Source organism: Pedobacter sp. 01T416_2 (genome assembly GCF_056398925.1).
Map to the genome: position 1 here is coordinate 1 of NZ_JBFTQI010000102.1, position 10,865 is coordinate 10,865.

The 10,865-nt window shown below is 38.9% G+C and carries 9 protein-coding genes; 7 read left to right on the top strand and 2 right to left on the bottom strand.

The window, feature by feature from the left end; genetic code table 11:
• The 5 genes from AC1DPQ_RS06570 to AC1DPQ_RS06590 form a co-directional block, all read left to right on the top strand.
• A partial coding sequence (locus AC1DPQ_RS06570; RefSeq protein WP_477608482.1) for a DUF4974 domain-containing protein occupies positions 1 to 257 on the top strand: 257 nt, incomplete at its 5' end.
• 181 nt (positions 258 to 438) lie between these two features.
• Positions 439 to 3,822, top strand: a complete 3,384-nt coding sequence (locus AC1DPQ_RS06575; RefSeq protein WP_477581364.1) for a SusC/RagA family TonB-linked outer membrane protein — start codon at positions 439 to 441, stop codon at positions 3,820 to 3,822.
• An 11-nt stretch (positions 3,823 to 3,833) separates the two neighbouring features.
• On the top strand, positions 3,834 to 5,213 hold the full coding sequence (locus tag AC1DPQ_RS06580) for a RagB/SusD family nutrient uptake outer membrane protein (RefSeq protein ID WP_477581366.1): 1,380 nt from the start codon (positions 3,834 to 3,836) through the stop codon (positions 5,211 to 5,213).
• A gap of 39 nt (positions 5,214 to 5,252) precedes the next feature.
• Positions 5,253 to 6,374 carry a redoxin domain-containing protein gene (locus AC1DPQ_RS06585; protein ID WP_477581368.1) on the top strand — a complete coding sequence of 374 codons (1,122 nt, stop codon included), beginning with the start codon at positions 5,253 to 5,255 and terminating at the stop codon, positions 6,372 to 6,374.
• Between the two features lie 4 nt (positions 6,375 to 6,378).
• On the top strand, positions 6,379 to 7,866 hold the full coding sequence (locus AC1DPQ_RS06590; protein WP_477608484.1) for a redoxin domain-containing protein: 1,488 nt from the start codon (positions 6,379 to 6,381) through the stop codon (positions 7,864 to 7,866).
• A 72-nt stretch (positions 7,867 to 7,938) separates the two neighbouring features.
• On the opposite strand, the gene AC1DPQ_RS06595 is transcribed toward AC1DPQ_RS06590, so the two are convergent.
• Together AC1DPQ_RS06595 and AC1DPQ_RS06600 are read right to left on the bottom strand one after the other, a co-directional pair.
• Positions 7,939 to 8,601, bottom strand: coding sequence for a Crp/Fnr family transcriptional regulator (locus AC1DPQ_RS06595; protein ID WP_477608486.1), 663 nt, complete (start codon positions 8,599 to 8,601; stop codon positions 7,939 to 7,941).
• 69 nt (positions 8,602 to 8,670) lie between these two features.
• Positions 8,671 to 8,868: a cold-shock protein gene (locus tag AC1DPQ_RS06600; protein WP_477608488.1), complete on the bottom strand. Its 198-nt coding sequence runs from the start codon at positions 8,866 to 8,868 to the stop codon at positions 8,671 to 8,673.
• A gap of 260 nt (positions 8,869 to 9,128) precedes the next feature.
• On the opposite strand from AC1DPQ_RS06600, the gene AC1DPQ_RS06605 reads away from it, so the two are divergent.
• The gene (locus AC1DPQ_RS06605) at positions 9,129 to 9,734 is read left to right on the top strand and encodes an N-acetyltransferase (RefSeq protein WP_477608490.1); all 606 of its coding nucleotides are present in this window, start codon (positions 9,129 to 9,131) and stop codon (positions 9,732 to 9,734) included.
• Between the two features lie 19 nt (positions 9,735 to 9,753).
• Positions 9,754 to 10,857 carry a M20/M25/M40 family metallo-hydrolase gene (locus AC1DPQ_RS06610; protein ID WP_477582070.1) on the top strand — a complete coding sequence of 368 codons (1,104 nt, stop codon included), beginning with the start codon at positions 9,754 to 9,756 and terminating at the stop codon, positions 10,855 to 10,857.
• Positions 10,858 to 10,865: the final 8 nt, after the last annotated feature.

Genomic DNA, 10,865 nt, shown 5'->3' on the forward strand with positions numbered 1-10,865 from the left:
AGGTTGTAGACTGGCAGGCAAAAGATATTTTCTTTGAAGACATTACCATGAAAGATGCCATTGATCTACTAGCCAAACGATTTGGAACCAAAATTACATTTGTAGATGACCGGGGCAAAAATTGCCGTTTTACCACTACTTTTCAAAAGGGTGAAAGCCTCGATGAAATTTTGCAGGTGATAACTTCTTTTAATAATGCAGCATACGTAACCAAAGCCAATGAGATTTTAATTTCGGGCAAGGATTGTAATAATTAAATAATAAATATCAACTAAAACCAAACAAACCAAACCACATGAAAGAACTCTACTATTTCCACATCTGATGAAAAAATCTCCCTGTCCTTGCAAGACAGAGAGATAAAATTTGCACTGTTCCAGCTGGAATTGGAACAGCATGTATTAAACAATTTAGGCATCATTTAAAACATTTAAAATTATGAAATTTTCTGCACAATCAGCAGAGGGCGGGAATCCCTGTAAGAAATTTTTCGCTTCTAAAAAATCACGATATCTAATTCGTCAGATTATGCGTTTAAGCTTTGTATTAGCTATAGTAACCTTTGCCACCTCTTCATTAATCTTTGCTTCTAATACCAAAGGTCAATCGATCTCCAATACAGAAGTTATAATTGGATTAAATAATGAGAGTGTATTCTCTGCTATTGAAAAAATTCAAAAGCAAACACCTTTTATTTTTATTTATAGAAATACCGATCTTAAAGAACTAAAGGAAATAAATATCCCGGTACAAAAACGTACGGTTCAGGAACTGCTTGATGTGCTGTTTAACTCCAAACGTTTTAAAATAACGCAATTAAATAACAGGATTTTAATTTCTTCGATAAAACCAGAAGTTAAAATTTCGACTGTTGATATCAGGATTTCTGGTATTGTAGTGGATGAAGATGGAGTTCCCATTCCAGGGGTTTCAATACTGCTGAAACAAAACAATAAGCTAAGTACAGCGACTGATAGAAACGGCCAGTTTGGAATTAACCTTCCGGATGAGGGAACGAAAGTGCTGCTTTTTACTTGTATTGGCTATCAGAATGCAGAACAGGTTATCGGCTCAGAAAATTCGTACAAGATTGTAATGAAACCTTCAGTTGGTAGCCTGAATGAAGTGCAGATTATAGGTTATGGTACTACAACCAGAAAAACAAGTACAGGATCTATTGCATCTATCACGGCGAAAGAAATCGAAAAACAACCTGTTGGAAACCCCTTGGCAGCACTATCCGGCAGAATGTCGGGTGTATTGATTGCCCAAAATAACGGCGTTCCGGGGGGAGCCATTCAGGTGCAGATCAGAGGGCAGAATTCGCTTTCATCAGGAGGGATTCCCTTGTATGTGATTGATGGGGTTCCATTTACCAATTTTAATGGAGGTCAGCCAGCAACAGATAACTTAAATGCTTTCGGAACTTCTGGTGCAAGTGGAGGCGTGAGTCCTTTTAGCATGATCAACCCATCTGATATTGAGCGTATCGATATTTTGAAAGATGCAGATGCAACTTCCATTTATGGATCGAGAGGTGCAAACGGTGTAGTTTTAATTACCACTAAAAAAGGAAAATCGGGAAAAGTAAAAATTGGACTTAACCTTAATACTGGCTTTACAGAGGTGAACCGTTTTATCCCTGTGTTAGATCTTGAACAATACCTGGCACTGCGGACAGAAGCATTTAAAAATGATGGTGTAACGCCGAACAGCAACAATGCCCCAGATTTGACGGTATGGGACAGGAACAGCTCAACCGACTTCCAGAAAATGTTTATTGGGAACAGGGGGCACGTAAATGAAATTCAGGCTTCAATGTCTGGGGGTAATGAGCAGACCCGTTTTTTCTTCAATTCTGCATACCGCAGAGAAAGTACCGTCTTTTTAGGCGATAATAATGATAAAAGATTCTCTTCGAGATTGAATTTAGACCATAGCTCGCTGAATAAGAAATTTACAGCTTCGTTTTCTGTTAGTTATGCTAATGATAATACCAATATACCAACCGGAGATGTTTCATCAGTGTACAATTTGCCACCAAACCTTCCTCTTTATGATGCTACGGGTAAATTATTTTGGTCTACAAATTTCACTAACCCCCTGGCAACTTTACTAAAGCGATACAATGGGGTAACCAATAACTTAATTGCAAATGCCAATTTGAAGTACACGATACTACAAGGCTTAACTGCCAAAGCAAATTTTGGTTATACCAATACCAGGTTGGATCAGACGGCTACAAATCCGGCATCATCTCAAAACCCGGCAAACAACCCAACAAGTTCTGCTGATTTTACCAACCTTAATGCCCAAAACTGGATTATTGAGCCAACTTTAGATTATGTACGAAGCATTGGCGGTGGAACTTTAACTGCGCTTATTGGAACGAGTTTCCAACAAAACACCTCGAATGGGCTTTATCTTTCCGGAACCAATTATAGTAATGAGGCGCTGTTGGGCACATTGGGTGCTGCAGGTACTACTACCGTATGGTACAATAATATTGTTAAGTATAAATATGATGCTGTTTTTGCAAAACTAAATTACGATTGGAAAGAAAAATACCTTTTCAATGCCACCTTTAGAAGGGATGGATCATCAAGATTTGGTCCCAAAAACCGTTTCGGAAATTTTGGTGCAATTGGCGCAGGCTGGGTATTCTCAAATGAAGAATTTATAAAAGATAAAATTTCTTTCCTAAGTTTTGGTAAAATTAGAGGAAGTTATGGCACAACGGGAAATGATCAGATCTCCAATTACATTTACCTTCCTTTATATTCTTCAGCAACGGCTTATCTTGGCAATGCTGCAACAAATGTAACTGTTCTTCCAAATGAATTTATCCAATGGGAAACTACTAAAAAACTTGAATTTGCAATTGACTTAGGTTTCTTAAAAGATCGTATCTCTTTTACTGCAAATTACTATAGAAACAGATCATCTGATCAGATCACTTCTAATGCATTAGGCAGTCAGAGCGGATATAATAGTTATACATTAAATCTTCCGGCTACAATCCAAAACAAAGGCTTAGAGCTTGAGCTAAATACAGCCAATATCGTTACAAAAGATTTTTCATGGAAGACCTCTGCAAACTTCACTTTTACCGATAATAAGATTGTCGATTTTCCAGATCTTGAAAAATCATTTTATGCTTCTTCATATGTGGTTGGCGAATCGATTAACCTTATCCGACTATATCATTATCTTGGTGTTAACCCGACAAACGGAACAGCTATGTTCGAAGATAAAGATGGCAACGGTGTGATCAATTCAAACGATCGTTATATTGCAGATTTAGGAACGCCATTTTTCGGAGGTTTCAACAATACTTTCACTTATAAGAATTTTGAGCTGGGCATATTTTTTCAATTTAACCACCGTTTTGGCGTTACGCAAATTGTAAATAACAGACCAGGCGCACTTGGCAACCAAAACGACTATTGGCTGGGAAGATGGACACCGACAAGCACAAGTGCCAACCTACCKGGAGCATCGGCAACAGCAGGATCAGTAATTGCCGCTTCCTATAACAATTTCACATCGTCTGACGCAGTATATGGGGATGCCTCATATTTAAAACTGAGATCTGTAAACCTATCGTACGCTTTGCCTACCGAATGGTTAAAGCAGATTAAAATGTCTAACTGTAGCATCTTTATTCAAGGCCAGAATTTATATACATGGGCAAAGAACAAGTACATCTTAGATACAGAAACAACTGTTCCGGGCGGGCCTCCGGGTTTAGGTACTGGTACACTTAGTCAGGTATTGCCTCCACTAAGAACAATTGTATTTGGTGTTAACTGTTCATTTTAACTGATAAAATCATGAAAAAAATATATAGAAATTTCTTTTATAAAATATTGATCCTTACAGCAGTCTTAACTGTTTCTTCCTGCAAAAAATTTGTAGAACTGGGGGCGCCGCCAACTCAGGTTTTGTTCGAAGATTCTTTTAAAACAGATGCCGCTGCACAGAGCGTTGTGATGGGCCTGTATTCTTTTTCTTCGCAGGCTAACAATGGCTTAATTACTTCACTTACTTTTTACTCGGGGGTTTCCAGTGATGAGTTGCAGTATAATGCAAGCGTAGTGTTAACCCAGGAGTTCGCAAATAATTCAATCACAAATAATAACGGTACAGCTAACACCATATGGGGAACAACTTACCAATTGGTGAAAAATGCCAATAACGCCATTAGCGGCCTTAGTGCTTCTACAACCTTAACCCCTTCTGTAAAAAATCAGCTTTTGGGTGAAGCTAAATTTATGCGGGCGTTTGCGTATTTCCATCTCGTAAATCTTTATGGAGACGTACCGTTGCCACTAAAAGACGATTATTCCGCTTTCGAAAATGCAGCTTTGCCCCGTACATCAACAACCGAGGTTTATGCGCAGATTATAAAGGACTTAACTGAAGCACAAAATCTATTACCTACAACTTATGTGGGCACTTTTAGAGGCAGGGTGAACAAATATGCAGCAACAGCACTTCTGGCTAGGGTTTACCTCTACCAAAAAGATTATATAAATGCAGAAGCACAGGCTACACAGGTTATAGGTTCAGCGGTTTATACACTTCCGGTACCAGAGGCGGCTTTTGTGAATACCAGTAATGAAATTATCTGGCAGATCGGTAATATTTCCGGGCTTTCTGTGCCTGGCGCTGCATATGTAACCTTGCCTTCGGTAATTCCAACTTATACTCTTGCAGATGTAACGTATCAAAGCTTTGAAAATGCAACTGATTTACGCCGTACCAATTGGACAGTTAGCAAAACAATTGGCGGGAAAACCTACTATGGTATAAGCAAATATAAAATAGGCACTGGAACTGGCAATGAATATAATGTTGCGCTTAGGTTTGCCGAACAATACCTGATCCGTGCTGAAGCCAGGGCACAGCAAAACAACCTTTCTGGCGCAAAAACAGATATCGATATGGTTAGAAGCAGGGCTGGATTAGGTGCTGTAAGTGCTGCTTTAGATCAGGCGCAGATGTTAACAGCCATTGAACAAGAAAGAAAAGTAGAATTTTTTGGAGAATGGGGCCACCGCTGGTTCGATTTAAAAAGAACTGGTCGAGCAAATGTTGTAATTAGCGCATTAAAACCAACCTGGAAATCAACTTCCGTTTTATTCCCGATTCCACAGGCGCAAATCCTGATTAATACCAATTTAACTCAAAATCCAGGTTATCAAAATTAACTATTGGGAGCCTGTTTGGCTCCCATAACTACATCAATCATGAAAAAGACAATAAAATTAATAGCAACAGCTACCTTGGTTCTTTTGGTGGCAAGTGCTTTTAACATACAAAGAGGATATAAATTAACGGGTAAGATAAAAGGGATAGATACGGGATTAATTTATCTTTCGCATAACATTGGCGATAAAGAAATTAAGGATTCTTCTGTTATTACTAACGGTAGTTTCGCTTTTAGTGGTACAGTACCCGAGGTTAAAATGTATGCTTTAAAACTTAAGGACGGTAAGCAACAAAAAAACTTTCTTTTAGAAAATAAAGACATCTCGATAGTTGGTGATAAGGATTCGTTGTTTACGGCCAAAGTAATCGGTTCGCCGGAAACCGATGTTTATTTTGGTTTTTATAATGGCCCTTGGAAATCGATAACCTCAAAAGCTGGCGATATTTACCGCCGTTTAGATAGTGCAAACAAAAAAGGTAAAGTAACCTTAAGCCCGGCACAGCGCAAACCCTTCGATGATGAATTTAAAGCACTTGATGTGCTTAACCAAAATGCAATAAAAGCTTATGTAACCGCAAATGCCTCTTCTGTAGCAGTTGCGGCAATTGTGGAAGACCGCTTTATTAATTATCCATATCCCGAGCAAGCAGCAGCCATGTATGCATTATTTGCCCCGGCGGTTAAAGCTTCATTTTACGGTAGAACCATAAAAGAAAGTTTAGCATTAACCAATAAAACTGCTCCGGGAAAACTGGCTCCAGATTTTGTAATGAATGATGTAGATGGAAAACCACTTAAACTTTCTGCACTTCGTGGAAAATATGTTTTAGTAGATTTTTGGGCAAGCTGGTGTGGTCCCTGCCGTAAAGAAAATCCGAACGTAGTTGCAGCCTACAAAAAATACCATGATAAAGGTTTCGAAATTTTAGGCGTATCGTTAGACAGCAAAAAAGAAGCCTGGCTGAAAGCAATTAATGATGATGGTTTGGTATGGAAACATGTTTCTGAACTTAAAGGCTGGTCGAATACTGCTGCAGCATTATATGGTGTGAAATCGGTTCCTGCAAGCTTTTTATTGGATAAGGATGGAAAAGTGGTTGCAAAAGATTTACGTGGAGAAGAATTGAATAACACATTATCAAACCTATTTAAAGATTAATCACATGAGCACACTAAATATCAGTAACAAAATGTTAGGATTGCTTTCTATCATCATTCTAGGAAGCGTTGGCGGTTTAAAAGCGCAAACCAAACCCCTAGATACAACGAGGATTTATCTAGACAAACTGGTAGCTTCCAAGGAACCTGCAGATAAAGTACTATTGGCAACCAAATTACAAAAACTGGCCGCTTCAGATCAGGAAAAAGATGTTGACCTGGCCATTAATTACTATTACCGGTTAAAAAACGTAAAAGCTTCCGATTCGCTTGTTCAGGTAGAATTACAGAAGTTCCCTAAAGGTTCGAGAGCGAGGGCACAGGAAGCCAGCAAAATTTATGATGAGAAAACGGCACTGGCGAAAGAAAATGCCTATAAAATATGGATTAAGAAATTTCCGGTTTCGGGTTCTGGAGAAGAATTGATCGTGTACGATTATGCGGTATCGGCTATTGCTTCCGAATATGCCAAAGAAAAAAATGCGGCTAAGGCTATTGAGTATATTAACAAACTGCAGGTAGATTTTTGGAAAGGAAATGGGTTTGGTGGTGTTGCAGAGGCTTTTTATAAAACCGGCGATTTAAAAAATGCAGCTGTATATTATAAAAAAGCCAYGGAAAGTGCTAAAACTTATTATGATGGAAAGTTACCTAACGAAAATTCATCCAAATTTGCCGCATCGGGTTATCCAGGGTTGACCATGACTTATGCTGGGATTCTTTTCGAACAAAAAAAGTATAATGAAGCAATTATTTATGCTGATTTAGCAGCTAAAAATCCAAAAACTGCTTCTCCGAGATCGAATTTTCAATACGCCAAAATATTAATGGCATTGAATAGAAATCAGGAGGCTTATACTAAATTGGAAGAGGCCGTAAAATCGGGCAAGGCCAATGATGAAATGAGTAGTACCTTTAAAACACTTTATATCAAAGTAAAGGGAAGTGATGCGGGTTTCGATGCCTATGCTGCTGAAATCAGAAAAGGGATTCTGGCCAATCTACAGCAAAAACTCAATAAAGAAATCATCAATAAACCAGCTGTAGATTTTACATTAACCGATATTGAAGGCAAAAAAGTTACACTAAGCAGTTTAAAGGGTAAGGTGGTAATCCTCGATTTTTGGGCAACCTGGTGTGGGCCATGTAAGGCTTCTTTTCCTGCCAYGCAAATGGCTGTTAATAAATATAAAGAAGATCCAAACGTGAAGTTTTTGTTTATTCATACCTGGGAGAAAACAGCTACCCCAACTCAGGATGCGAGCGATTATATTAAATCGCAGAAATATAGTTTCGAGGTGTTAATGGACACCAAAGATCCTGATTCGAAAATTAACAAGGTCGTTACTGATTATAAAGTATCGGGAATTCCTTCAAAATTTGTGATCGATCCTGTGGGGAACATCAGATTTAACCTGATGGGCTTTGATGGTAGCAATGAAGCTGCAGTAGATGAAATTTCGATGATGATCGATATGATTAAAAAAGGTTAAATCCTTCGTGTTTTACTAGAATTTTTTACCCTGTACAAATAATTGTACGGGGTTTGTTTTTTAAAAGCGCCACTATTTCTCTATTAATACGGCAACATCGCGATGCACGCTTTTATGCAGTTCTTTGCTTCTGACCCTGCTTAAGGTTTCTAATCTCATTCCTAAATAGCTTGCGAGATAGCGGAGCGGTATTTTGTTTAAGTCTACTTTTCCGCTTTCTGCGAGCTTTTGATAACGCCGCAATGCATTGGGTATTCTGGCCAGTATAGATCTTTCGGATGCAGCATAGTAATGTACAGCTAACAGTTTTCGTCCGATAATGTTGGCTTCTTCGAAATGGGAATACGCATAGTCGATTAAAGTATAAGGAATGCGGATCAATTCGCAATCTTCTAAGGCCTGTAAATATTCTACAGAGTGGTTAGCTTGTAAATCAGGGTGACGAATGGCGCCTACAATATTATTCCCAAAACAAAACCAGGTGGTAATATCTTTGGTCCCATCTTTTATAAAACCACGAACAATGCCACTTTTTACAAAGTAAAGTGCTGCATTACTATCAACAGGGGAAACAATGTATTTATTCTTTCTGACTATGACCAATGAGCAATGTTTTTCATACTGTGCAATAAGGCTAGTGGAAAGCTTATGGTATTGTTCCATATACTGGAGAAGTGGCAGTACAAAAGAACTGTTGTTAGAATTGGGCATAATGTTATAAACTTTTAGGTTCAAAAAGTGATCTCTTTTGATAAATAATCATCTTGCTTTTATATAATATACAAAATAATCTGAAAATTACATTTAAATAAGTAATAATAGGCGAAGATTGGTGGCCGTAAGCCCATGTGCCATTAGTTCGATTTTGAATTCTACCAGGTCGCCTGCAGCGATATTTTCATTAAGATTTGCTAAACAAAATGCAATTTCCTGTTCGTTTTCGTCTCGTATAAATCCAAAGCCAACCGATTGATTGATGTGTATTACCGTGCCCTTCCTCATTATACGTCTGTTTGGTTTTAACTAACATACGTGTATTATGGCAGCAAAGTTTTTTGGCTTGTTAATACTCTGAATTATTAAATGGGGCAATAGTTTTCCATAATGAAATTAACCCTTCCATTTTGGTAATGTACCTTCAAAATACGGTAGCCAAAGAAAAAAAATAAAGGCCTATATCATTGTTTAAACTGCTATCTGGTTATTAATACTGGTTTGGGCATTCCCTTTGTGATTGGCCTGGCATGAAAATTTAAATCATAATGGATAACCATATCATTTTTGTCCGCATTGCTGATCAAGGCGATGCACATTACGCAGAAGAAATTATACAGGAAACAGAACAATCTGCCATTGCAAGGGCTTCAGGCATTGCAAAAAGAACCTTAGCCTCGGTAATTGAGAAAATGGCTGCTGGCAAGGCAGTTATTGCTTTAACTAGTACTGGCGAGTGGGTAGGTTTTTCTTACCTCGAAACCTGGGAAGATGAACGCTTCGTTTCCAACTCGGGGCTTATTGTTGCACCCAAATTCAGGAATTCTGGAGTAGCCAGATCCATCAAAAACAGAATCTTCAAGATGTCGAGAAGATTGTATCCCAATTCAAAAATCTTTAGCATTACCTCAGGCCCCGCAATTATGCGGATGAACGCCAAACTTGGTTTTCTGCCAGTCAGTTTTGCCGAGATCACACACGATGAGCATTTCTGGGAAGGTTGCAAAAGCTGCGTGAACTACGATATTTTAACACGCAAGAAAAAATGCAATTGCCTCTGTACCGCTATGCTTTTCGATCCGGAATACTTTGCTGATGCACAACCCATAGTTTATCAGCAAGCTGAGATCTACCAGGAAGTTATTTATTCTTAAAATACCTAACCACATTATCATGAACACGATCAGTAAAATAAAACTTACCGAGGGTCCTGATCTTAATCACCTCTATCAGGAATCACTCGAACTCCTTTCCTCCTTAATCGCTATTCCTTCTATCAGTGGCGATGAGATGCTTACTGCCGACCAGATCGAATCTTTCTTAAACCTGCAAGGCATAAACACTTTTAGAAAATACAACAATATCTGGTGTTACAATAAACACCTAGATGCTTCAAAGCCAACCATCCTATTAAACTCCCATCACGATACGGTTAAACCTAATAAACAGTATACCAGAGATCCTTTTAGCCCGATTATAGAAGATGAAAAAATATACGGACTGGGCAGTAACGATGCCGGCGGTCCGCTGGTGGCTTTAACCGCTACTTTCTTGTATTTCTATGATCGAAAAGATCTTCCCTTTAACCTCTGCCTTGCGGCAACTGCCGAAGAAGAAACCTCAGGAGAATTGGGCATCCGCAGCATATTACCTGATATTAGAGGAATATCTTTTGCCATTGTAGGCGAACCCACGGGTATGCATATGGCCATTGCCGAAAAAGGTTCGATGGTAATCGACTGCGTTTCAAAAGGCCGCTCAGGCCATGCGGCTAGGGAGGAGGGCGATAATGCCATTTACCATGCCCTTAAAGATATCGACTGGTTCAAAAATTATCTGTTTCCCATTATGGACGATCAACCGCAGCCTGTTAAAATGACGGTTACAGAGATCAGGGCAGGTATTCAACACAACATTGTTCCAGCTGAGTGCAGTTTTACGGTAGATATCCGTTTCGACCATAATTATACCGAAAGAGAAATAGTGAATACCATTGTCAATCATACCTCATGCCATTTTACTTTGCGGCCAAACGTATTAAAGCCATCTTTTATCGATATGCTTCATCCTGTTGTGATAAGCGGACTTTCGCTTGGCAGGAAAACTTACCTTTCGCCAACAAGCTCCGATCTAGGCTGGTTGGATATGCCTTCGGTTAAAATGGGACCAGGTAATTCTGCACGCTCTCATACTGCCGATGAATTTATTGGCATTGAGGAAATTGAAGAAGGGATTGATATTTACATCAGTTTACTCGAAACTTTGGAGCTCTCTTAGTCTTAGCG

What these genes read in the sequence shown, in the direction of transcription:
- AC1DPQ_RS06580 (WP_477581366.1), top strand. Translation starts at nt 3,834, where the DNA reads ATGAAAAAAATATATAGAAATTTCTTTTATAAAATATTGATCCTTACA.
- AC1DPQ_RS06585 (WP_477581368.1), top strand. Translation starts at nt 5,253, where the DNA reads ATGAAAAAGACAATAAAATTAATAGCAACAGCTACCTTGGTTCTTTTG.
- AC1DPQ_RS06600 (WP_477608488.1), bottom strand. Translation starts at nt 8,868, where the DNA reads ATGAGGAAGGGCACGGTAATACACATCAATCAATCGGTTGGCTTTGGA.
- AC1DPQ_RS06605 (WP_477608490.1), top strand. Translation starts at nt 9,129, where the DNA reads ATGGATAACCATATCATTTTTGTCCGCATTGCTGATCAAGGCGATGCA.
- AC1DPQ_RS06610 (WP_477582070.1), top strand. Translation starts at nt 9,754, where the DNA reads ATGAACACGATCAGTAAAATAAAACTTACCGAGGGTCCTGATCTTAAT.